The following is a 22,779-nucleotide window of genomic DNA, read 5'->3' as shown; positions in this document are numbered from 1 at the left end:
CGCGAAGTAACATATCCTTTCTTCAATAAGTTAAGCGTATTTTCAAGGGAGTTATATAATTCTTTATGGAAGAATTATTCTAATTTACAAAACTCATTCCCATATAAAAGTGTCGCCTTCTTGAAGCCCCAATTTAGTAGCCATTCCAGCTTTTAAATCAAGTACATATTGTACTGGCTTTTTACTCTTTGAAATGGTAGTGTCATTGGGTTGTGCATTAGAAACAAAACTATCTATAATGTAGTTTTCGTCCACAAAAATAATGTCCAGGGGTACATTTGTATTTTTCATATAAAACTGACGAGGATCAGACCTATCAAAAACGAATAGCAATCCCTGATCTTCGGTAAGTTCTTCTTTGTAAGTCATGCCTAGCTGGACTTTGTAATCCGTATCTGCTAATTCTAGCTGTAACTTTTTTAAAGTGTCTTTTTCTTTAGTAATAAAATAACCTGTAGCCTCATTTTGAAAGCTGAAATCCTTAGACTTCATTTCTTCTTCGAAATTAGGCTTACAACTGCTCGCAATTATAGTGGCTACAAAAAGACCTGTAATCAAATTACGCATTGGTTTTCTTTTCAAACATTCCTTCTGGTCTAAACATTAGGAATAGACCTAGGAGAATAAAGGGAACACTTAGTAATTGTCCCGTGTTGAAGTGCATACTTGCAAATTGAAATGCATCCGTATCAGTTTGCGGTTCTTTAATAATTTCAATAAATAGACGCACTGTAAATAATAGCACAAAGAACATACCTAATAAGTATCCTAGTTTATTACGCTTATCTGTTTTCCAATAAGTTAAATATAATATTATAAAAAGACCTACGTAACAAATTGCCTCATACAACTGTGCAGGATGTTTATATGGGATGGAAGCAAGTAAATCTGCATATTGAGGATCGTTCACTAGAGCATCAATTTTATTATCAGTTCCTTGAACTTTTACTTTACTCAATGCGGCTGCAACATCATCATCACTCAAGTCTCTTACAAATTTAAAACCAGCAAAAAAGTCAGTTGCTTTCCCGTTGATCTCACTATTCATTAAATTTCCTAAGCGTACAAAAGTTCCTCCTATAGCAGTAGGAATTACGATACGGTCTAGGATCCATAACATGTTTTTTTGTAAGTGCTTACGACTGTAAAAGAACATCGCTATAATAATGCCTATTGCGGCTCCGTGACTTGCCATACCAGCAAAACCAGTCCATTCAAATGGATCGGTTTTAAATGGTAGTAGTACATGAAGAGGATCATTAAAAAGAATGGCAGTTTCATAAAAAAGATAGTGTCCTATGCGAGCACCTACTAGACAGCCTATAACGGTATACATAAAAAGCGGATCTATTTTCTCCACACTTACGTTATCTCTCTTAAAAATAGGTTTAATGATATACCAGCCCAGTACAAAGGCAATTACATAGGATAAACTGTAAAAATGTAAGGTAAAAAAACCTAGATCAAGACCTTCTAGCGGATTCCAGATCACTTTAAGTGAAAACATATACTCGTTTTTATTAAGTTGCTAAATTACTATTTCTACTTTAGAAAAAAAGGTTCTAGTAGCATCAATTACTTCCACTTGATATTACAACCTATACTTGGTTTCTGTATAGCAGGAACTTGTTTATTTCCTAGAATAGCATCCATCGCTTCTCTTAAAGACCTTCCTGTTAAAGGAATGCCGTTACCAGGTCGCGAGTCATCTAGCTGCCCTCGATACACAAGTTTCAGTGACGTGTCAAAAAGGTAAAGATCTGGAGTACAAGCAGCATCATATGCCTTTGCTACTTCTTGAGTTTTGTCATATAAGTATGGAAAAGGATAGTCTTGCTCGTCTGCATGCTGTTTCATTTTCTCGGGACTATCTTGTGGATATTTTACGACGTCATTACTAGAAATGGCAATAAAATGAAAACCAGTAACTCGATAATCATTAGCAACTCGCACAAGTTCTTCATTTACATGAAGCACAAATGGACAGTGATTACAAATAAACATCACCACAGTTCCTTTAGGACCTTTAAGTTCCTCCAGCTGCATCATATTACCGCTTACCGTATCTAACAAAGTAAAGTCTGGAGCTTTTGTACCTAACGGTAGCATAGTTGATGGAGTCAATGACATAATATATTTTTATTTATAGGTAGTAAAAATAGGGTTTTAGTTACGGTTTTTGTGGATAATTCCGCTTTCGCGAAAGCGAGATCAACACCATCTTTTTACTTAGTACCTTGAGTTGTTTTAATTGCAGCAGTAAACATTTATCAAGATAGAGTTGCTAAACTTTTTTTAAACCTTCTTTAAATTGGTTTAAGTTTTATAAGTTTAAAATAAAAATTATGAAAACAGCATACGAGACAGTAACAGAAGCAACTCAAGACCTTCAGAAGAAAGGTTACACGATCGATTTTGACCTTGTAGAAGATGGTGTTCATTCTAAAGATTTAAAAAAAGAATGGAAAGCAGGAGAGATAGACGTTGTGGAGTTTTACCGATTTGAAGGAATGACAAATCCTGGAGATAACATGATTCTTTATGCGTTAGAATGTAAAGATGGTAGTAAAGGACTATTGCTTGACGCGTATGGTGCAGATGTTGCAATTTCTAGAGAAATGATAGAAAAACTTAGAATGCATTAATGGAGTTATCATGGAGTGATTTTGAGAAGGTAGAAATGCGTGTCGGTACAATTTTGACAGTTGGCGATTTTCCTGCAGCTAGAAATCCTTCTTATCAATTGCAAATTGATTTTGGACCTTTAGGAGTTAAAAAATCCAGTGCTCAAATCACAAAGCGTTATGAAAAAAAGCAATTAGTAGGCAAACAAGTAATAGCTGTTGTCAACTTTCCTAAAAAGCAAATAGCAAATTTGATGAGTGAATGTCTAGTGCTAGGCATTGTAGGTGATGATAGCGATGTAATATTACTTCAACCAGGCGCCAATGCGAAAAATGGTGATCGCGTAGGTTAACAACCTATAGAGTCAGAATTCTTAATAAATTAAAATTCCTTTAAAATTCCTTTAAAATTAGTTTAAAGGAGTTTTTTTAGTTTTTAATTGTGAGTACAGTTGTATGCCATAAATATTCCATGTTTTCAAGTAATTTGTTCTCAAAAAACAATTGTTCTCTAGACATTGCATTTCAGATTTAATCAATTTGAATTCTGTTCCCATTACTAATCCAGATTGTGATAAAACAACTTCGACAAGATCACTATTTTCGTCAATTTCTTTAGATTTCACGAATAAATTGACATGATCAAAAACAATATTTTCTATTTCGTATAAATTAGTGTCAAAAAATGCTGAATTATCTTTTGTATAAACAATTTCAAATGAATTTGCCGCTTCACTTTCTTTTTTGCCCAAATGGACTAAAGTGAGAATAAGAATGATGATGCTTGCCGTTTTATTACGATGTTCAAATACGTTTTTACCATTTTTAATCAAACCTCTTATAACATAGAGCAAATAGAAGACGAAAGCCAGATTTGCTACAACGATCAATATTTTAAAAAAGACTTCCATATTTTAAACTCAAAACTGTATTTACTTCTATCTTTTTTTAATTTTCACCTAATCACCTAATCACCTAATCACCTAATCACCTAATCACCTAATCACCTAATTCTTACATTTCCTCAGCAAAGAAAATGGCATTCATTAATAACTTATTGGTTCCATACCAAAAGGCTCTAAACTGCGTGTTATCTGTAAAACCGATCACATCGCCACGTCCATAATTGTTATGTTGAAAAGGAACTGTATTTTTCAATGCTTCTAGATTAATATCTGAAATGTAACCACTCATTAAAGGCGCATTTGTATAAGTAATAGGGTTTCTAAAAGAGTCTTTATGAGGCTCAATAAATAATCTTGTGTTTCTAAACATAGGCAATTGGTCATCTTTAAAACCAAAAGCGATAGGATGGGAGCGATCTAGTTTTGTCTCAAAAATGGCTCCACCTATATTTTGAGCTCCATAAAAATCAGAACGCTGCTCAAAAGAAATATCCTTTGCAGGATTTTCTGTTTTTTTGAATTGTAGTGGCAGTAATTTTGAACTGCTCATCCATCTCAATGCACTTCTATATCCTATTAACGTACCACCAGATCTGGTCCATTCTTTTAATTGGTCTACAACTTCGTTTTCTGGACTGCCGTAAGTGTTAGGTACTATAATAGTATTATAACGAGATAAATCTTTACGATTAATATCACTTAAGTCAATTTTAGTAACCGTTATATCATAACGCTGATCGAGTAAGTGCCAGATCTCACCAGCGTCATAAGGATTGATTCCATCACCTATAAGTAAGGCGATTTTAGGTTGTTTCAAAGCTCTAAACTGTCTAGAACCAAGATCAATTCCTGTGGTGAGGCCAGATTGAACGCCGTGAAAATCGATACCTTCGTGTATAGAAATATCTCCGAGCCGATCGGCAAATTCTCCAGCATCCCATTTTTGATTTTGCACTGGAATTAAAATAGTTCCATAGTCGTAACTCTTTCCTTCAATTGTAAATCGTTCCATGGCAACTTTGGCTCTGACACCTTCTTCTAGAAGGATGTTTAAAATCATTGGTGTTTTGTACTCGTTCCATGGCATTAAATACGCATAGTCAGAAACTGTGATTTTACCAATTCCAGTTTTTTCAGAAATTTTATCTGATGCATCACTCAAGCTAGCATCTTCATCATAATCCATGTCAAAAGCTAGTGGGAATGTCCATGCGCTTATATCATAAAATAAGCTGTCTTGAAAAGTGGTGCGCTTTTCAAACATAGCGTTTATTAATCGCGAGTTTTTTTGATTTTTTGGAACGATGTAGGCATAGTCTTTTTTATAAGTCTTACCGTTTTTAGTAACATCGTTTTTCAGGGAACGCACTTCAATTTTATGTCTTAAGAGAATGTCAGCCAGCGCGTCTGTTCTTCCAGCATCGGTATGATCGCCGAAGATAATTGCGCCACTTGTAGCTTCTTTTTTAGCGTCTTTATAAAATTGTCTTTGGTAATCAAGAATCTCTTGTCGCATTCCTGCAGCTGCTTTGAGCGTGCTGATTCCTGCTGTAAACTGATTGCGTATGGTAAATGGAAAAGTCAACACACCATTGTCAGAATTTTGTGCATGACCACGAGAGCTTGCTTGTTCAAATAAGATTCCTATAGAACCATTGATATCAGGAAAAGTAGATCCTTTCCCGTAATAAAAGTCGTCATAGCTTTCTTCTGTATAATAAAGGGACCCTATTTTATCGAGTTCTGCAGCGTGATAATTACCTATCTCTCTCGTTAATTGCTGATTCATTTTAGGAGTTAAAGGATGCGTTCTTGATGGTATCCCAGGCTGGAAAAAGAACGTAGCATTAGTTCCCATTTCATGATGGTCAGTTAATATATTAGGCATCCAATTATGAAAAGTCTCAATACGAGCTTGGGATTCTGGTAATTGAACCGGTAGCCAGTCACGATTCATATCAAACCAATAATGATTTGTTCTTCCACCTGGCCATGCTTCATCGTACTCACGATCGTAGGAGTCTGGATTTACATTTTTACTCTTATGTTGATTCACCCAACCAGCAAATCGTTGCAATCCATCTGGATTGAAACTTGGGTCAAATAATATAATCGTGTTGTCAAGTAATTGCTCTACTTCTGGTCCTTGTCCAGCAGCTAGATGATAGGCAAGAAGCAAGGCAGCATTAGAGCCGCTAGGCTCATTTCCATGAATTGAAAAGCCTTGATAAACGACTATAGGCATATTTGCAGTAGAAGCAGTACTACCTTCAGTTAAAGCAACATGATCAGCTTGAATTTGATCTAGATTTTCTTGGTTTTTTACTGATGTAATAGTCAGCAAAACGAGAGGTCTTCCTTCGTAAGTGGATCCTCGATTTTCAATACTTATTCTATCAGATTCTCTTGCCAGCGTGCGCATGTATTCGATTAGCTTGTCATGAGTTACGTGCCATTCTCCTGGAACGTATCCTAGTACTTCTTGAGGTGTAGAAATTTCAGGATTGTAAGTAACGTTATCTGGTAAATAGTAGCCTAATGTAGGTGGTGTGATAGTTTGTGCTGTTACCGCTTTCGCGAAAGCGAGAATAATTAATAGAAGTATTGATTTTTTCATGGATTGTTATCTTGAATTCTAAAAATAAAAAAAGCCTTTCGGTTAGAAAGACTTTAAGAAAATTTTGTGTTGGACGTTTATATGTCTTCAAAATTAATATTGGTAAAACTTGCTGGATGATTAGGCTCTGCCGCATCACTATCAGCTGGAGTTGCTTGATCTTCTCTTTTGTAGTTAGACTGATGACGGTCTGAAATGACCTCGCCACCTTTTTCTTTAATTATGAAATCAGTGATCTCTTTTAAGGTATCGCCAAATTCCTGAAAGTCCTCTTTGTATAAATAGATCTTGTGCTTCTTAAAGTGAAAGCTACCGTCGTCATTAGTAAATTTTTTACTTTCTGTAATAGTTAGGTAATAATCGTCTGCTTTTGTAGCTCTTACATCAAAGAAATAGGTGCGTCTTCCTGCACGTACTACTTTTGAAAATATCTCTTCTTGTTCTTGGTAATCTCTATCGCCCATGTTCTTCTTTAAAGTTAAGTTGCGATCAAAAATAGAAAAAAAAGCTAAAAACAAGAGTGTATTATCGCTTTAAATGGTAAGGTGTTGTTTTATAGTCTGTTGACTCTGTTTTGAGTAGTATATTCTGCTTCGGGCTCATTTAAACTATCAGTTACTCCTATAAATAGTTCGTCAACTGGGCTTGATAATTTCGGAAAAATAGTTGATGTGATATGATCACCTTCTGTACGCAGCCTTTGTGGAACAAAAGTTCCTTTTTCATTCAAGACATGGATAAGAACGGTACGTCTCATATAATCTACAATCCAGTACTCTCTAACGCCAGCTTCTTCATAAAGATCATATTTGTTTTGGATTTCTTTTTTTGAGTTTCCTTTGGATAGAACTTCTATAACTAAATCTGGTGCGCCATGGCAGCCACGCTCGTCGAGTTTTGTTGCATCACAAATGACACATAAATCTGGTTGTACTACGCTAGACTTCTCCTTGGGAAGGAGAAAAACGTCAAAAGGAGCTACAAAAAGTTCACACTCCTCATTTTGAAAATAATTATCTAAAAACCTTGTAAATGAGAGTACTGTTCTTTGGTGCGACGCGCTAGGCGCTGGACTCATTTTAAATATTTTACCTTTAAAAAGCTCTACTCTTTCCTTAAATCGCCACAAAAGATAATCTGCATAACTGTAGGTTTTGCTTAAATCGAGATCGTTTATGTCGTCAACATATTTGGGCATCTTCAAATATAATAAAAATCAAAGCTATTCTTCCTCTAGCATCTGGTTTGCAAAGAGTTCTGCATAGTAACCGTTTTCATTTAATAGAGAATCATGGTTACCTCTTTCTATTATTTTACCATCGTCTAGAACAATAATTTGATCTGCATTTTTTGCACTGCTCACACGATGGCTTACGATTATGGTAGTCGTATCTTGTGTTACCTTTTTAAGATTATTAAGAATTTTTTCTTCTGTTTCTGTATCTACGGCACTTAAACAATCGTCAAATAAGAGTATTTGCGGTTTTTTAATTATGGCTCTTGCGATGGAAACACGCTGTTTTTGTCCACCACTTAAGGTAATACCTCGTTCTCCTAATACTGTCTCATAACCTTTTGTGAAGTTGGTTATATTTTTATGTACGACTGCGTTTTTGGCGGCTGTTTCTATCTCTTCTTGAGAAGCATCTTTTTTACCAAAAGCGATATTGTTTCCTATGGTATCAGAAAATAAGAAAGCATCTTGAGGGACATATCCTATAGAACTTCTCAAATCATCAAGGTTGAGAGATCTGATTTCTTTATTATCAATGGTAAGTGATCCATTTTCAATATCGTAGAGTCGGCCTATAAGTTCAAGAATGGTCGATTTTCCACTACCAGTTTTACCTAGTATGGCAAGAGTTTTCCCAGCCTCAATCTCAAAAGAGATATCTTTTAAAGCATGTATGTTAGTGTCTTCATAAATGAAGTTCACTTTATCAAATGCGATAGAACCTTTAACTTTTGTTGATGCTTCATTTAAGTTTTGAATTGCTGGTTCAATATCTAGAAACTCATTAATTCTTTTTTGGGAAGCCTCTGCTTGCTGAATCATGTTAGTAACCCATCCTACAATAGCTACTGGCCAGGTAAGCATATTGACGTAAATAAGAAATTCTGGAATCGTACCTACGTCTATAACTCCGTCAATGACTTGTTTTCCTCCTATATAAATAACCATGATATTGCTTAAACCTATAAGCAATACCATTAATGGGAAAAATAATGCCTGAATACGGGCTAGATCGATGTTCTTATCTTTACTATCGTTAGCAACATCTGTAAATTGCTCCGTCATTTGAGGTGCAAGATTATAAGCTTTAATTACAGAAATACCGCTGAAAGATTCTTGCGATATCGTATTTAAGTTAGATAAGTATTCTTGAACTAAAGTAGATCTTTTATTTATCTCACGACTTATTACGTATATGGCAACAGATAAAATAGGTAATGGGATAATAGTATAAACTGCAAGAGTAGGAGCGGTGTTGATCATTGCAGGAATTACTACGGCAAAAAGTGTCAGCATGTTTATACTATACATAATTGCTGGTCCCATGTACATACGTACTTTGGAAACATCTTCACTAATACGATTCATTAAATCTCCAGTACGATTCTGTTTATAAAAACCTAGAGAAAGTCTTTGGTATTGTTGATAAACGATGTTTTTGAGATCGTATTCTAGATGTCTAGAAACAACAATTATAAGTTGTCTCATGATAAAGGTAAGTCCAGCAGCTAATAACGTAGCACCTAGAATATAAAGTATGTATATAGTAAGTTGATCTCCTATAACTTCTTTCTGTGCTTCACTGGCATCAGTATAATCACTTAATAAATTTATAATCTCACCTACATACTTAGGCAAAACAAGAGATAGAACTCTAGAAATAATGGTAACTATAACGCCTCCTATAAGTTGCCATTTGTATTTGGCAAAGAGTTTATTGAGCTTTTTTAGTTCTTTCATTTATGATCTTACTGCAAGTAAAAATTATTTTAATAACAAAGCGGGAAATTAAGCATGGTAAATTGTTAAATCCCTAAAATGAAGTTATTTTTGCACGCTTTTTAATAACTAACAAAAGCTCATAATTTTCTTTTTATGTCTCAAGAATTTGACTCCTTAGAACAGCTTATCAATCAAGATCCAGTATTTGGACAGGTTTCCTTTGATAATCATGAACAAATTGTTTTTTGCAACGACAAAGATACAGGATTGAAAGCCATTATAGGAATTCACAATACGGTATTAGGACCGGCATTAGGCGGTACCAGAATGTGGCAATATGAAAATGAATGGGCGGCACTTAACGATGTACTGCGTTTGTCTCGCGGTATGACTTTTAAAAGTGCTATCACCGGTCTTAATTTAGGAGGAGGGAAAGCTGTAATCATCGGAGATGCAAAAACTCAAAAAACACCTGAGTTAATGCGTAAATTCGGTGAATTTGTGCATTCCTTAAGCGGCCGTTACATCACTGCCGAAGATGTAGGGATGGATACAGAAGACATGGATACGGTAAGAGAGGTTACTCCTTACGTTACTGGAATTTCTACCGATAAAGGTGGAGCAGGAAACCCATCACCTATAACTGCTTACGGAGTTTTTATGGGAATGAAAGCTGCAGCTCAATTTAAATATGGGAGCGATGTACTTGAAGATAAAAGAATTTATGTTGAAGGAATAGGTCACGTAGGAGAAACTCTTGTAGAATATCTTACTCAAGAAGGAGCAGATGTTATTATTGCCGACATTAATCAAGACAGACTTGAAGAGGTAAGAGATAAATACGGTGCCACTATTTATGGTGGTAACGATCTGTATTCTGAAAGAATGGATATTTATGCACCTTGTGCTTTAGGAGCAACCATTAATGATCAAACGATACATAAGATTCAGGCGTCCATTATCGCTGGAGCTGCAAACAACCAGCTTGCAGACGAGATCAAGCATGGGGCTATTTTGCAAAATAAGGACATCGTTTATGCACCAGATTTTTTAATCAACGCAGGTGGTATTATCAATGTTTATGCAGAGTTAGAAGGCTATGATCGTACAGAAATCATGAGAAAGACAGAGAATATCTATACTACTACTATAGAAATCTTAAATCGAGCTCAAGAGTCTGGAGTAACAACCCATCAAGCAGCTTTGGAAATTGCACAAGCTCGTATTATGGCCAGAAAACATGAAAGTTTAGGTCAGTAATCCGTATTAAAGAGTATTTTTGCCCTGTTTTTTAGAAATAGAAAATAGGTTTAAAGTTATTATAATTCCGCTTTCGCGAAAGCTAACATCACAAAAAAGCATCGCTGAAGTAAAAAAATATCGTTCTTATGCTTAACAGAAGACAATTGCGCATCAAAGTAATGCAGGCAGTCTTTTCTTTTCAACGACAACGCCCTGATGATCTTAAAGATCTAGAGAAGTTTGTCAATTCAAGTATGACGCAATCATATACCTTGTTTTTATACATGGTTCAATTACTTGTCAAAATTCATGAAGTAGCTGTTGATAAGCATACCAAAAAACAACAGCGCATTTCTAGTAGCGTAGAGCATAATCCATCGAGACATTTAATAGATAATAGGATTCTTTTAAAATTAAGAGAAAGTCAAGCGCTTAAAGATGCATTACAACAGCGCAATCTCAACCCATGGCACTTAGATTCTAAGTATGTAGAGAATTTGTATCATAAGATTCAAGAAAGTAAAACCTTTGTCGTTTATGCCATGGACGAAGAACCTTCATTAAAAAAGGATTTAAAGTTTCTTACTTATATCTATGAAGATATAATTGCGCCTAGCGATGAATTACTAGATTATCTAGAAGACGTCAATATCACCTGGACTGATGATTATCCATTGATCAATACAACGGTTATTCAGTTTTTAAGAAAAGTAAAACCTAGTAAAGACGTTACATTACCACCGTTATTTAAGGATGATGACGATGGTAAATTTACTTTAAGCCTTTTTAGGAAGACTATTCTTAATATAGACGAACTAGCTGGTAGAATCGAGCATAAAACGCCTAATTGGGATAAAGATCGTATTGCTCAAATAGATCTGGTACTTATAATGATGGCACAAGCAGAATTTCTGTATTTCCCTCAAATTCCAGTGAAAGTGACACTCAATGAATACCTAGAGATTTCTAAGGATTACAGCACGCCCAAGAGTGCTAACTTCATTAACGGTATTCTAGATAACTTACTTAAAGAATTTGAAAATAACGACCAATTAAATAAAATAGGAAGAGGATTGCTGTAGACTGCTGTTAATAGCGTTGTTTCTAACAATGTTTTTAATTATATTTGCCGCAAATTTTTAAGTAATTTTAAAATAAAAAAAGATGAAAAAATTAGTTTTAATGGTAGCTGCAGTAGCTACAATGGCGCTTACTAGCTGTAATGAAAAAGCTGAATCTGCAACGATTGATCAAGCAAACTTAACAGCTGCGGCTGCAAATAAAGAAGTTGCTGGCAATTTTCCAGAAATGACTTTTCAAGAAACTGAATTTGACTTTGGAACTGTAGATGAAGGTACAGTTGTAGAGCACGAATATAAATTTACGAACACAGGAAGTGCTCCGTTGATCGTGGTAAATGCAAAAGGATCTTGTGGATGTACGGTTCCTACATGGTCTAAAGAACCTATCGCTCCAGGTGGTGAAGGTACTATGTTAGTAAAATTTAATACTAACGGTAAGCCTAACGCACAAACTAAAACAGTTACAATTAAGGCAAATACAGAGTCTGGTACTGAGTCTATCCGTATCAAAGGTATTGTTACTCCTAAAGCTAAGGCTTCTGCGCCTAACGCATAAGGTATAGTCTTAATGGATACTAACACAATTATAAATTTTGCTCCTTACCTTTTAATCATTGCGGTTTTTTATTTTTTAATAATGAGACCACAAGCCAAAAAGCGTAAGGAAGAAAAAGAATTTGCAGACTCACTTAAAGTCGGTTCTAAAGTAATTACCACAAGTGGAATTCACGGTAAAGTAAATCAAATCAATGCCGATAAAGGTACTGTAATGATTGAAACAGGAGCTGGTAAAATGACCTTTGAAAGAAGTGCTATTTCTGCAGAGCTTTCTAAGAAATTAAACGAGAAAGTAATTACTAAAGAAAATTAAGAACAGCAATGTTCATTTATAAAACCCTTGAGAAATCAAGGGTTTTTTTGTGAAAAATATGGAGGTGAGAATCACTATCGAGATGGTTGCATTTCAGGTAGCTCCTTCCATCTACCATCTTCTGCGACTTGTTTTAAAGTATGATTTCTTTGTTCTAGTAATCTGGTCATGTATTTTTCTAAGAATAGCACATCAGCTAGTTTTCCTAAAATACCTAAAGGTGAGGTATAATCAAAAATGTCTTTCATAAGTGTAGAACCATCCCTTTGTGTCTCAAAGAAATGCTCGTGTTTAAAGTGCTTAAAAGCTCCTTTTACTAACTCATCAGCAAAATAATGATAAGGCTCCACATCAGTTATTAAACTGGTAAGTTCTTGGGTAACTCCTAGATGTTTTGCTCGCCAGGTAACTGTTTCTCCTTTTTTAACTAATCCTGAAGTTCTACCAGCTACAGCTCGTTCATTAGTATGCTCGAGAGATAAAATATGCAGGTCTATACTACGTGCGAGATCAAATACGACCTCTATGGGCGCATTTATAATTGTTTCAAGATTTATTTGCGGCATATTACTTTTTATATTTATCGTGCAAGCTTTTACCTTCCATGATTAGTGATTTGATTTTAATAATGCGTCGCTCTTTAGTACTTTCTCTTTTGGCCTCTTTTATATAATCAGAATATTCACGCTGGTTGTAATTAGATAATTTCTGAAAAGCTTGAAACAGCTTCTCATCTGTCTCACAAACATCTTTCAACTCTGGTGCTAACTCAAATTCCTTTTTAGTTTTTGATTTTGATTTTGTATTAGGAGGTACTGCCGTTTCTTCAATTTGTAGAGCTTCGGCAATGTATTCTTTTAGTAAAGAAGTATTGATGTTCTCGCTTTCGCGAAAGCGTAACTGTCGTAAAAATTTTGTTTTATCTGGTTGGGCATTTTCAAAGACCTCTTGTTTATCTTGAAGTAGAGAACCTTTATGAAACCATATGGCGCAATGGTTTTTAAAACCAGCTAGTCCAATAAGATTGGTGCCATTATACGTGTAGCAAGGTGCTCCCCATTTTATAGTTTCCACGAGAGGAAAACTGTTTAAAATTTCTCGAGCAGTACGTAACTGTTCTTCCCATTTGGGAAATTTATCTATGTATTCCTGTGCGTTTGTAATTTTGTTGTTTTTCAATGGGAGCGATTTACTGGTATAAATGTAAAAAAAATACGAGCCAAAGCTCGTATTTTAGACGTTATTGACGTTTAATATTATCGACTAAAATCCTCTACTTTCAAATGTATAAGGAAAAGCAAAAGTACTTTTTACTGGAAACGTGCGTAATGTGGCAGGTTTCCATTTTCCTTTAATTCTCCTTACCGCCCTTATCGCTACTTCATCAGGGCCTTTTCCCATACCGTCTTGTACCCTTATGTTTGTGATAGTCCCATCAGTATTTACATCAATCAATAAAATCAATTTCTCTACATAATCTTGCTCATCAATATCAATTCTCTCATGATAATACTTCATGTTTGCTTTAAGTTTGCGTCTAAATTTCTCCATTGACATTTCTGGAACAGCCTTGGTATAAAAATCATCATAAATTAATTTCTTTCCAGATTTATACCGGATACCAGACATAAAGACACCTTGCTTAAATTTTTCTTCTAAAATTAATTCACCATTTTTAAAAGATTTCCATTTGCCTTCTGCAAGCTTGTTTTGGACAAGTCCGCTTATGCTATCGATTTCATTTCTTAATCTTCCTCGGTAAACACCATTATAAGTTCCATTACCATTTTCAATCAAAACTCTACCGTCATTTGATTTGAAATAATTGTATTGGTATGGCATTTCTCTTTTTACGTTTTTGTTATAACTGTAAGATTCTTGAATACTACCATCTTCAAAATAAAACAACTGATTACCTACTATACGACCACTAGAATATGATTTAGTACTTCTTTTACTTCCATTAGGGTAATACCATTGCCATGTTCCAGATTTACGATCTGGATTCTTAGAATTCACATAACCTTTTGATTGTAAAGAATCGTTTTCTACATAATAGGTCTCGTATTTAATAAGTCCAATAGAAGGGTTTTCTGTCTTTATTCTGTAGTACGATGCCATTTGAGAATTAGACATTTCAAATTTTTTATCTAAAAATTCTTTATTTTGAGCAGTGCTCATTATCGTAAAACAGAAGATCAATACTAAAGTCAAAAATTGTTTAAGCATAATTACTTTTTTGCAGCTACTAATTCGGCGATGCGCACGATCACCTCAGTCGCTTTTATCATGCTTTCTACAGGGACGTATTCATAAGGACCATGAAAGTTATGACCGCCAGCAAAAATGTTAGGGCAAGGTAAACCCATATAACTTAGTTGAGAACCATCAGTTCCACCACGTATAGGTTTTATAAGCGGTTCTATTCCTAAATCTTTCATCGCTTGTTCTGCAACATCTACGATATGCATGACTGGTTCCACTTTCTCACGCATATTGTAATACTGGTCGTTGATTTCAATACTTACCGCTTCACGATCGTATTGCTCATTAAGTGATTGAACAAGCTTGTGCATTACTTCTTTACGTGCTTCAAAATGTTCTTTATCGTGATCACGAATGATGTAATGAAGCTCTGTTTTTTCTACAGCTCCTTTCATGTTGTGTAAATGAAAGAAACCTTGGTAATCTTCAGTATGCTCTGGAGTTTCTAATCTAGGAAGGGAATCGATAAATTCCTGAGCAACATACATCGAGTTGATCATCTTTCCTTTGGCATAACCAGGATGCACGATTTTACCGTGAAAAGTAACCACTGCACCTGCAGCATTAAAGTTTTCATATTCCAGCTCGCCGATTTGACTGCCATCCATGGTGTATGCCCAATCTGCACCAAATTTCTCTACATCAAATTTATGTGCGCCACGACCTATTTCTTCATCTGGAGTAAAACCTACTTTAACCGTTCCATGTTTGATCTGCGGATTTTCAATCATGTGCTTCAACGCAGTCATAATTTCTGTGATTCCAGCTTTATCATCTGCAGCGAGTAGGGTAGTACCGTTGGTAGTAACAATAGTTTGCCCTTTGTATTGTTTTAAATCCTCAAAATAATCTGGCGAAAGCACTAAATCACTTCCTTTTAATGGAATATTGCCTCCATCATAATCCTCAATTATTTGAGGTTTGATGTCTTTACCAGTAAAATCTGGCGTGCTGTCAAAGTGAGAAATAAAACCTATTGTAGGAACATCGTGTTCTACGTTAGAAGGTAAAGTAGCCATTATATAAGCATTATCGTCAATGCTCACGTCGCTCATTCCCATATCTATTAATTCCTGATGTAATTTGCGTGCAAGATCCCATTGCTTTTCACTACTTGGAGTCGTGTTGCTATTAGGATCAGACTCTGTGTCTATGGTGATATAACTTATAAACCTATCGAGAATTTCTTGTTTATTCATGAAAAATAATTTGTTCTGTAAAGATAGTGGTGATCTCGCTTTCGCGAAAGCGGAAATTTAATAATAACAAAAAATGAATGGAGTAAAGGATGGTTCAAAGGACTAGTAGATGAGGTTACCACACGTTATTATAACAAGAAAGTGGATTGTAGGATCTTTGAAATGCTGTATTTCTATTGGCTTCAAAAAAAGCAGGGTTTGTCTCTCTGAATTGTCTTGCAAAATTATTACGGTTATTGAATCTCACCCCAGTAGTGCCACGATCGTTTTTAAATCTCAATCTGCCGTAATCTGTATTAGAATTAGGGATAAAAGGTTTGGGCTTTAAAAGTTGTGACTCATTATAAACGGCAACCATATCTACAGTGCTCACACCTGGCGTTACTGAAAAACCGGTATTAGGATTAACGATATTATTGCTGTCAAGACTTAAAGTAACTTCAATTTGAGGAGCAGGCATTAGGAAAAGATTAAAACCTTGAAGTTCATCACTTACAAGCTCTTGACCATAACTTTGTAAGCACAAAATAGAAATAAGAATAAAGCCCCATTTTTTCATAGCTTTAAAGGTAGTATTTGTTTGTGAATAAAACAAAAAATCGAGCTACCTAAAGGCAACTCGATTTCTATTTAAAATCTAAATTTTAATTTAGATTCCCCTAAAACAAACTATAGAAAATTCCTGTAAACTATAGTTTTATCTTTAATATTATTTTTTAATGAACTGTTGTGTAGCCGTTGCACCATCTTCAGTTACTATTTTGATGATATACATTCCAGTTTTCAAATCAGCTACTTGAATAGCTGCTTCATTTGATGTAATCACTCGTTGTCCTTGTAGGTTGTAGATTTCTGCTTTCGCGAAAGCGAGATCACTAACAACATTTAACACATTACTTGCTGGATTAGGGTAGAGGACAAATTCGAGTTTGCTGTTTTCTTCAATTCCTGCTGTTGCTCCGAATTCATAAGCGCCCATATCCACAGCACTGCCATTTATGCGCTGGTTGCCAATAAGGTCTCTATTTCCAACCGCAAAGGTATCATTACCAGCATTTATTGCAGGCGATGCAGATTGAAGGGTAAAATCACTAATGCTGGTAAATAATGGGTCTGCACTGGAGTTGCTAATATTCCTGCGATTACCGCCGTTATCGATAATGTTGGAAAATGCAGCATCTTCTCCTATTGAATTACTTACGATTATACTATTTGGATTTTGACTTCCTGCATCATTTCCTACTGAAATCATAGTGAGTCCATCGGCGTTTCTATTACCATGTATAATAGAATTGAGTACAGAAATGTTGACTGTACCGTTAATTCGGTTTGCGTTGATTAAAGTAGCACCTACTCCTTTTCTTAAGTTCCTATTGTTTGCAAAAGTATTATTGGTAAGAACTACATTTTGGGTCCCAAAGTCATTTCTAAACCAGATAATTCCGGCATTTCCAGTTCCTCCTGAAAGGGTTTGCAAGGTATTATTTTCAAAAAGGCTGTTGCTAATATTGACATCAAGAGTATTTGTATTTGAAGCTCTTGTGTATAGGCAAACTCCAAAGACACCTAGGTTATTTCTGAAAATTGAATTTTCTATATCTAGTGAACCTGCTCGATCAATCATTCGGACTGCACCACCTCTTGTAACCACATTGTTTTCAATAATACAGTTGCTTATTGTAATGTTGCCGGCTTGTATGGATATAGCGCTTCCTTCTTGAGTTTCGCCGCTTGTAGTGTCGTCAGCTTGCCCGTTTGCAATGACAAAACCATCTATAGTAACGTTATTACCGCTTATAGTAACAACATTAGTATTATTATCGTCACGATTAGCTCCAGAATAAGCAACTCCTGTATCGTCATTTAAGACATCACCATTGAGTGTTGTAACATTAGTTGAAAAGTCACGTTGTTCAAGAGCGGTTTCTGTACCATTAAAACCACCGTAGATTCTAATGTTTGAGCTGTTTATTAAAAAACTGTCCGTCGTTGCTGTCCCTGGAGAATAATTACCAGCGGCTACCCAGACATCATCTGTTGATGAGGTACTAGATAAAGCTGTCTGCAACGTGGTAAATGCATCTGCCCATGTAGTACCATCATTTAGACCTGTTGCGCTTGCGTCTACATATACTATTGTTCTTGTAGGCGCTGGTGGGTTTTCCGCAGCTAGATTTGCTGCGTCTGTAGCAGAAAGTGAACGTTGATAGTATCTAATGTCATCTATTTCTCCTGAAAACTGTGATTGAGGTGAAACGATGACTCTAGGATCTCTCAAAAAAGTAGGAGGCGCACTTGATATTACATTTGTGATGGTAGGCGTTCCTATACCTGCTTGCACTCCATCGATATACATTCTAAATTCGATCGTATTGTTGTTAATGAAAGATGTTATAACCACATTGTGCCATTGATTGTCAGCAATATTAGGAGTTCCGGTTAAACCTCCTACAGTTCTGCGCTGTCCATTAGAGTCACTACCTTGAGCGCCAAAACCAAATCTTAAACCGTTTGCAGTGGTGTTATTAAATCGCGGATTCAAAAAACCTTCTGGGCCGTCTATAAGCATAACTTGTGTATTGCCAGATGATGCCAGTTGGGACGCGGTCGTCTTGATCCAGAAACTAACGCCTATTTCTCTTCTTGCGGTATTTTCACCTGCTCTTGTGTTGATAAATACACCAGAGTTCATTTGATATGCATTATCTGCATTGACTGATCGATCAGGAATAGATAGTGCTCCACTTGTTGATTCAGTTAGGTTAGTCGCCGCTGTTGCGCCACCAGCTGTATTATTAAGACTGCCGTTTGCAAAAAGGAATTCAAATTTTGCACCACTAGGAACTTGTGCGAAGACACTCATCGTAAAAAGAAAGAGAATTAATTGTAACGTTGTTTTCATTTTGTAAAAATTAAATTGGTTTAACGATTACAAAAATGCTTACTTAAACATCTAGCTTTTGAGTAAAACTTCTAAAGCAAGGTTTCTAATTTCTGAAGCTTTTTGAAAATAATAAGCAAGAGCCAAGAAACAAGAAACAAGAAACAAGAGACAAGAAAAACGAACGAGTTCAAGAGAAAGATCGCTGTGCTCTAAGATGAAAAAGACAAAAATTCAGATAACTTACTTATGTGTAAATAGTTATGACTTATGACTCCAGACTTTTGAGGGCTTTTTTAAAGTGAAAATTAAAATGAAAAACAAAAACAAACCATTCTTGACTGAGCTCGAACTGACATTTCTTCTTAGTAACTAGTCTATTGCTTCACTAATTTTCACCTAATCACCTAATCACCTAATCACCACTAGATATTCTGTACGATAGTTAGAAACTCTTCTTTTTTATCATTTGCTATGGGGATTTCTGCACCGTTATCCATGATAATGAAGCCGCCGCTCTTTTTTACGTATTCCTTGAGATGGCTTAAATTAACCACATAGGATCGATGGGATCTATAAAAAGTATGAAACTTTTCCAGCAATTCTACAAAGTGTTTGAGCGGTTTTGAAACCACTACTTTGCCGTCATTCTCTGTCTCGATTTCTGTGTACATACCGCTGGCTTTAAGTGTGATGATATCACTAAAATCTACAAACTTTATCCCATTTGCATATGGCAGTCCTATCTTTTTAAAGTTGGAATCTTTTAGACTTTTTCTAAGCTCTGTTAGTCGTTCATTAATCTGGTTGTTGCCATGTGAGTCTATAGCTTTTTGAACGGCAAGTTTTAGTTTTTCTGGTCGCAAGGGTTTTAATAAATAATCAATTGCACTAAGCTCAAAAGCCTGAATCGCATATTCAGAGTATGCGGTGGTAAATATTATTTGGAAATCGATAGGATAACCGTCCATCAATTCCATAATCTTAAGACCAGAATGTTCTGGCATTTCTATGTCTAGAAATACTACATCTGGCTGCTGGGATTTAATGAGATCTATACCGCTCAACAAATCTTCTGCTGTAGAAAGTAATTCTATCTCTGGACAGTTTTCTTCTAGTAGTATCTGTAGCACCTGTCTTGCTTTGGGCTCGTCATCAATTATTATTGCTTTCATGGCTTGTGATTTTATGAGGAATGGTTACTATAACTTTAGTGCCTGATGCACTACCGTTTTCTATAAGATCAATAATTTTTACTCCTATATTTTTACTTTTACCAAAGTTGAGCAGTTTAAGGCGGTCTTCTGTAGCCTTTACTGCAAAGGAATCTTTCTTAAATGGATTACTCTCTTTAATCTGCAAAGCCTTTTTTCTACCTACGCCATTATCTGTAATGCTGCAAGTGAGCAGCTCTTCTTTTTTACAGTACTCAAAAATAATGTGCAGTTGACGGTCATTTTTTTTGTGCAACAATCCATGTTTTAAAGAATTTTCTACATAAGGCTGTACGAGCATGGTAGGAATCGAGATATGGTCTGCAATGGCTGTATTATCAAAAATGACTTGATAAGTCAATTTATCTTCAAAGCGTAATTTTTCCAGCTCCAGATACATTTCTAGCGTTTCCATTTCTTCGGCTAATGTAATTCTAGATTTAACACTATGCTCCAAATAGGTGCGTATCAAGTCTGCAAATTTTCCTAGATAATCACTTGCCAATGTTTTGTGATTGCGCACGATATAATCCTGAATGGAGTTGAGCGCATTAAAAACAAAATGTGGGTTCATCTGCGAGCGCAAGTTCTCTAGTTTCAAGTTAATCATTTCCTTATCCTGTTGCAGTTGAGATAGTTGTTTGTTTTTCTCGCTTTCGCGAAAGCGTAATTTTCTCTTATAATAAAACACAATAAGCAGTACGAGAACAGCAGTAAGCAGCATCCAGAACCATGGGTTTTTATAAAAAGCCTTAGTAACCTCAAAATCAATTTCCTTTAAGGGATTAGAACCAACTGCGGCATCAGTAGCTCGTAATTGAAACGTATAATTTCCTTCTGGTAAATTCCCATATTGAATAAGGTCGTTGCCAGCTGGAACATTAATCCAGTCACTGTCCATACCTAACATGCGGTATTCATAATTACCACTGGACTTGCCACGATATCCAGCAGAATTAAAACTGATCGACATCGTACTTTCCTCCACATCCATGGTGTAAGAATCTGCAATATCACGGTCCTGTTTGTTGATTTTTATACCGGTAAAATAAACGTCTAGCGGTCTGAATTTTTTGAACACCTTTTGCTTATCTGCCGTAAAAATTCCTTCATTACTAGAGAATATGATTTCATTTTCTTCTACTATAATATCATGGATATCATAGCTCAATACACCATCTCGCTTACTTAGGTTTTGAAACACGAGTTTTTTAGGATGTATTTTCTGGATGCCTTTTTTTGTGGCCACCCATAATAACTCGCCATCCACAGCGACTTGTTGCACCACATTAGAAATTAGTCCTTCATTTGTGCTGATGTGCTGAACGACTTTATCATTTTTGATATGGAGCAAACCACCTGAAAACGTTGCTACCCAAATGCCACCATCATTTGCTAAAGACATGGTTCTTGTTAAAATGTTCTCGCCGTTAAATTTGAGTATCGTTTTATCTGAATTTGAGCGATAGGCGACCAGCTCATCTACCATACCTAAATAGCGTATATCTTTTATTGGGTCAAAAAGACAAGTGTAACCACGTTTTTCAATGAAAATAGAAGAAACATCTGCTGTGTTTTTTTTATAATTAGGATAGTGAAATAGTCCAGCGGTATTAGAACTTACGGATAGAACGGAATCTCTATCTACAAATTCTATTGTTTTAGAGGCTGTTAGTATCAACTCTTTATCTGCTAATTCAAGATTTTTTGCTTTGTATCGTGATGATTTAAGTTTATGAACCACAAGGTATTCATTTCTAAATGTGTCCTCGACAATTACAGTTACTGCTCGATTGCTCTGACTAATCATGTTGCGCGTTTTATTACTCTGTTTATCGTATTCTAATAGTTTTCCTGTATTAAATCCTATGATTAATTGATGGGAAGATGTGGCAATAGTTCTTGTAACCGTACCTAGATCATTTGGTAAATCGATTTTATGAATGTGGAGATTTGGAATAATCTGTATTCCGTTTTGCAATGTGGTAAACCAGAAATTATCGTCTCTATCTTTAATAACATCGGTAATAAAAGTGCCTTCAAAAAAACGATTTTTGATGATCAATTCATTGTCAATAATAGTGCAGACATAAACACCTTCAGAGGTGACGAGCCACAATTGATTATCGATAGTTTTGATTTTAATAAATCGCTTGTTATCGAGTTCTTCGGGAATATTAATACGCTGCCATCCTTGGGATGTAGATACATAAAGACTTTTAAACGATTCTTGATTTTGAGTAAGGAGTACAATCCTATCCTGCCAGCTTACAGATCGCGATTCTCCTTTTTGATGAATTACGGTTGTGCTAAAGAAATCTGGAAGACTTTGAACTGCAGCCTTATGTTGCTTGCTGGCTTCAAGGAATTCACCTTTAATAGGAAATAGCAGTTGTTCTTTGTATACAAATGGATCTATAAATGCCTGATCATTTTTATAAGTTTTAATGAGTGTTGCTGTACTGTCGGCATTATAGATATAAGTGTTGCTATGTGAAGAAATGACTAAATGTTTATCTCTAATCTTCATAGAAGGTAAAGAGCCATTAAGATCGTTTTGTAAATCTTTAAAAAGATGAAGTTTGCCATCTTCAAAATAATACACTTGCCCAGAAATGTTGATACACCACACGCGATCTTGCGCATCTACCTGTAATTCAAAAACAGAAAGGCCTCTTTTTTCTGGGTGATTAAATGTGGTGTAGTTCTTACCATCGTATCGAGTAAGCCCACTGTTTCCAGCCAGCCAGATAAAACCTTTACTATCTTCGGCAATGCTATAAAACTCCTTATCGGGCAGCCCGTCTTTTTCTGTAATAGGAACAGAAACAGGTTGTTGAGCCATGCTGCCGTAGCAAATAAAAAGTAGTATATAAAGGAATATTCTCAAACGGCGGTTAGTTTATGGTAAAGCTACTATTTT

At 35.6% G+C, this 22,779-nt stretch carries 22 protein-coding genes; 6 read left to right on the top strand and 16 right to left on the bottom strand.

The window, feature by feature from the left end; all coding sequences use genetic code 11:
- Positions 1-93 precede the first annotated feature (93 nt).
- The 3 genes from DDD_RS01960 to DDD_RS01950 all read right to left on the bottom strand — a co-directional run bounded on the left by DDD_RS01960 (position 94) and on the right by DDD_RS01950 (position 2,130).
- A complete protein-coding gene (locus tag DDD_RS01960; RefSeq protein WP_015361043.1) occupies positions 94-567 on the bottom strand; it encodes a DUF192 domain-containing protein in 474 nt (157 codons plus the stop codon).
- Complete coding sequence (gene lgt, locus DDD_RS01955; protein ID WP_015361042.1) at positions 560-1,507, bottom strand: prolipoprotein diacylglyceryl transferase; 948 nt, start codon at positions 1,505-1,507, stop codon at positions 560-562. Before lgt ends, DDD_RS01960 begins: the two co-directional genes overlap by 8 nt.
- A 68-nt stretch (positions 1,508-1,575) precedes the next feature.
- Positions 1,576-2,130, bottom strand: a complete 555-nt coding sequence (locus DDD_RS01950) for a thioredoxin family protein (protein ID WP_015361041.1) — start codon at positions 2,128-2,130, stop codon at positions 1,576-1,578.
- A 215-nt stretch (positions 2,131-2,345) separates the two neighbouring features.
- On the opposite strand from DDD_RS01950, the gene DDD_RS01945 reads away from it, so the two are divergent.
- Together DDD_RS01945 and DDD_RS01940 are read left to right on the top strand one after the other, a co-directional pair.
- Positions 2,346-2,645, top strand: coding sequence for a hypothetical protein (locus tag DDD_RS01945; protein WP_015361040.1), 300 nt, complete (start codon positions 2,346-2,348; stop codon positions 2,643-2,645).
- Positions 2,645-2,977: a tRNA-binding protein gene (locus DDD_RS01940; RefSeq protein ID WP_015361039.1), complete on the top strand. Its 333-nt coding sequence runs from the start codon at positions 2,645-2,647 to the stop codon at positions 2,975-2,977. Before DDD_RS01945 ends, DDD_RS01940 begins: the two co-directional genes overlap by 1 nt.
- Before the next feature lie 57 nt (positions 2,978-3,034).
- Here the strand turns inward: DDD_RS01940 and DDD_RS01935 are convergent, their stop codons facing one another.
- The 5 genes from DDD_RS01935 to DDD_RS01915 form a co-directional block, all read right to left on the bottom strand.
- Positions 3,035-3,535, bottom strand: a complete 501-nt coding sequence (locus DDD_RS01935; protein ID WP_015361038.1) for a hypothetical protein — start codon at positions 3,533-3,535, stop codon at positions 3,035-3,037.
- A 103-nt stretch (positions 3,536-3,638) separates the two neighbouring features.
- The gene (locus DDD_RS01930) at positions 3,639-6,146 is read right to left on the bottom strand and encodes a M14 family metallopeptidase (RefSeq protein ID WP_015361037.1); all 2,508 of its coding nucleotides are present in this window, start codon (positions 6,144-6,146) and stop codon (positions 3,639-3,641) included.
- A gap of 77 nt (positions 6,147-6,223) precedes the next feature.
- Positions 6,224-6,610: a PUR family DNA/RNA-binding protein gene (locus DDD_RS01925; protein ID WP_015361036.1), complete on the bottom strand. Its 387-nt coding sequence runs from the start codon at positions 6,608-6,610 to the stop codon at positions 6,224-6,226.
- A gap of 89 nt (positions 6,611-6,699) precedes the next feature.
- Complete coding sequence (locus DDD_RS01920) at positions 6,700-7,344, bottom strand: Uma2 family endonuclease (protein WP_015361035.1); 645 nt, start codon at positions 7,342-7,344, stop codon at positions 6,700-6,702.
- A gap of 24 nt (positions 7,345-7,368) precedes the next feature.
- Positions 7,369-9,120 (bottom strand): ABC transporter ATP-binding protein, encoded by a 1,752-nt coding sequence (locus DDD_RS01915; protein ID WP_015361034.1) that lies wholly within the window; start codon positions 9,118-9,120, stop codon positions 7,369-7,371.
- 135 nt (positions 9,121-9,255) lie between these two features.
- Between DDD_RS01915 and DDD_RS01910 the strand changes: the two genes are divergently transcribed.
- From DDD_RS01910 to yajC, 4 genes are all read left to right on the top strand, one after another.
- Positions 9,256-10,362, top strand: a complete 1,107-nt coding sequence (locus tag DDD_RS01910) for a Glu/Leu/Phe/Val family dehydrogenase (protein WP_015361033.1) — start codon at positions 9,256-9,258, stop codon at positions 10,360-10,362.
- 128 nt (positions 10,363-10,490) lie between these two features.
- On the top strand, positions 10,491-11,426 hold the full coding sequence (locus DDD_RS01905) for a transcription antitermination protein NusB (protein WP_015361031.1): 936 nt from the start codon (positions 10,491-10,493) through the stop codon (positions 11,424-11,426).
- An 82-nt stretch (positions 11,427-11,508) separates the two neighbouring features.
- Positions 11,509-11,982, top strand: coding sequence for a DUF1573 domain-containing protein (locus DDD_RS01900; RefSeq protein ID WP_015361030.1), 474 nt, complete (start codon positions 11,509-11,511; stop codon positions 11,980-11,982).
- 12 nt (positions 11,983-11,994) lie between these two features.
- On the top strand, positions 11,995-12,297 hold the full coding sequence (yajC, locus tag DDD_RS01895; RefSeq protein WP_015361029.1) for a preprotein translocase subunit YajC: 303 nt from the start codon (positions 11,995-11,997) through the stop codon (positions 12,295-12,297).
- Positions 12,298-12,371: 74 nt separating this feature from the next.
- Here the strand turns inward: yajC and DDD_RS01890 are convergent, their stop codons facing one another.
- The 8 genes from DDD_RS01890 to DDD_RS01855 all read right to left on the bottom strand — a co-directional run bounded on the left by DDD_RS01890 (position 12,372) and on the right by DDD_RS01855 (position 22,746).
- Positions 12,372-12,863: an SRPBCC family protein gene (locus tag DDD_RS01890; protein WP_015361028.1), complete on the bottom strand. Its 492-nt coding sequence runs from the start codon at positions 12,861-12,863 to the stop codon at positions 12,372-12,374.
- Position 12,864: 1 nt separating this feature from the next.
- The gene (locus DDD_RS01885) at positions 12,865-13,476 is read right to left on the bottom strand and encodes a YdeI/OmpD-associated family protein (protein WP_015361027.1); all 612 of its coding nucleotides are present in this window, start codon (positions 13,474-13,476) and stop codon (positions 12,865-12,867) included.
- A gap of 84 nt (positions 13,477-13,560) precedes the next feature.
- Positions 13,561-14,526, bottom strand: coding sequence for an energy transducer TonB (locus DDD_RS01880; protein ID WP_015361026.1), 966 nt, complete (start codon positions 14,524-14,526; stop codon positions 13,561-13,563).
- Between the two features lie 2 nt (positions 14,527-14,528).
- Positions 14,529-15,761, bottom strand: a complete 1,233-nt coding sequence (pepT, locus tag DDD_RS01875; RefSeq protein ID WP_015361025.1) for a peptidase T — start codon at positions 15,759-15,761, stop codon at positions 14,529-14,531.
- A 115-nt stretch (positions 15,762-15,876) separates the two neighbouring features.
- Entirely contained in the window at positions 15,877-16,320 is a 444-nt protein-coding gene (locus DDD_RS01870; RefSeq protein WP_015361023.1) for a hypothetical protein, read from the bottom strand.
- Positions 16,321-16,470: 150 nt separating this feature from the next.
- A complete protein-coding gene (locus tag DDD_RS01865) occupies positions 16,471-18,663 on the bottom strand; it encodes a T9SS type A sorting domain-containing protein (RefSeq protein ID WP_083892364.1) in 2,193 nt (730 codons plus the stop codon).
- Between the two features lie 404 nt (positions 18,664-19,067).
- Entirely contained in the window at positions 19,068-19,817 is a 750-nt protein-coding gene (locus DDD_RS01860) for a LytR/AlgR family response regulator transcription factor (RefSeq protein ID WP_015361021.1), read from the bottom strand.
- A complete protein-coding gene (locus DDD_RS01855) occupies positions 19,798-22,746 on the bottom strand; it encodes a sensor histidine kinase (RefSeq protein WP_146250755.1) in 2,949 nt (982 codons plus the stop codon). The genes DDD_RS01860 and DDD_RS01855 overlap by 20 nt, the downstream gene beginning before the upstream one ends.
- Between the last annotated feature and the right edge of the window lie 33 nt (positions 22,747-22,779).

Origin of the sequence: Nonlabens dokdonensis DSW-6 (assembly GCF_000332115.1) — a bacterium.
Taxonomy (GTDB): domain Bacteria; phylum Bacteroidota; class Bacteroidia; order Flavobacteriales; family Flavobacteriaceae; genus Nonlabens; species Nonlabens dokdonensis.
This window is presented reverse-complemented; position numbering and strand designations above follow the sequence as displayed.

What these genes read in the sequence shown, in the direction of transcription:
- DDD_RS01880 (WP_015361026.1), bottom strand. Translation starts at nt 14,526, where the DNA reads ATGCTTAAACAATTTTTGACTTTAGTATTGATCTTCTGTTTTACGATA.
- DDD_RS01860 (WP_015361021.1), bottom strand. Translation starts at nt 19,817, where the DNA reads ATGAAAGCAATAATAATTGATGACGAGCCCAAAGCAAGACAGGTGCTA.
- DDD_RS01890 (WP_015361028.1), bottom strand. Translation starts at nt 12,863, where the DNA reads ATGCCGCAAATAAATCTTGAAACAATTATAAATGCGCCCATAGAGGTC.
- DDD_RS01865 (WP_083892364.1), bottom strand. Translation starts at nt 18,663, where the DNA reads ATGAAAACAACGTTACAATTAATTCTCTTTCTTTTTACGATGAGTGTC.
- DDD_RS01900 (WP_015361030.1), top strand. Translation starts at nt 11,509, where the DNA reads ATGAAAAAATTAGTTTTAATGGTAGCTGCAGTAGCTACAATGGCGCTT.
- pepT (WP_015361025.1), bottom strand. Translation starts at nt 15,761, where the DNA reads ATGAATAAACAAGAAATTCTCGATAGGTTTATAAGTTATATCACCATA.
- DDD_RS01950 (WP_015361041.1), bottom strand. Translation starts at nt 2,130, where the DNA reads ATGTCATTGACTCCATCAACTATGCTACCGTTAGGTACAAAAGCTCCA.
- DDD_RS01905 (WP_015361031.1), top strand. Translation starts at nt 10,491, where the DNA reads ATGCTTAACAGAAGACAATTGCGCATCAAAGTAATGCAGGCAGTCTTT.
- DDD_RS01910 (WP_015361033.1), top strand. Translation starts at nt 9,256, where the DNA reads ATGTCTCAAGAATTTGACTCCTTAGAACAGCTTATCAATCAAGATCCA.
- DDD_RS01870 (WP_015361023.1), bottom strand. Translation starts at nt 16,320, where the DNA reads ATGAAAAAATGGGGCTTTATTCTTATTTCTATTTTGTGCTTACAAAGT.
- DDD_RS01925 (WP_015361036.1), bottom strand. Translation starts at nt 6,610, where the DNA reads ATGGGCGATAGAGATTACCAAGAACAAGAAGAGATATTTTCAAAAGTA.
- DDD_RS01920 (WP_015361035.1), bottom strand. Translation starts at nt 7,344, where the DNA reads ATGCCCAAATATGTTGACGACATAAACGATCTCGATTTAAGCAAAACC.
- DDD_RS01945 (WP_015361040.1), top strand. Translation starts at nt 2,346, where the DNA reads ATGAAAACAGCATACGAGACAGTAACAGAAGCAACTCAAGACCTTCAG.
- DDD_RS01935 (WP_015361038.1), bottom strand. Translation starts at nt 3,535, where the DNA reads ATGGAAGTCTTTTTTAAAATATTGATCGTTGTAGCAAATCTGGCTTTC.
- yajC (WP_015361029.1), top strand. Translation starts at nt 11,995, where the DNA reads ATGGATACTAACACAATTATAAATTTTGCTCCTTACCTTTTAATCATT.
- DDD_RS01930 (WP_015361037.1), bottom strand. Translation starts at nt 6,146, where the DNA reads ATGAAAAAATCAATACTTCTATTAATTATTCTCGCTTTCGCGAAAGCG.
- DDD_RS01960 (WP_015361043.1), bottom strand. Translation starts at nt 567, where the DNA reads ATGCGTAATTTGATTACAGGTCTTTTTGTAGCCACTATAATTGCGAGC.
- DDD_RS01915 (WP_015361034.1), bottom strand. Translation starts at nt 9,120, where the DNA reads ATGAAAGAACTAAAAAAGCTCAATAAACTCTTTGCCAAATACAAATGG.
- DDD_RS01940 (WP_015361039.1), top strand. Translation starts at nt 2,645, where the DNA reads ATGGAGTTATCATGGAGTGATTTTGAGAAGGTAGAAATGCGTGTCGGT.
- lgt (WP_015361042.1), bottom strand. Translation starts at nt 1,507, where the DNA reads ATGTTTTCACTTAAAGTGATCTGGAATCCGCTAGAAGGTCTTGATCTA.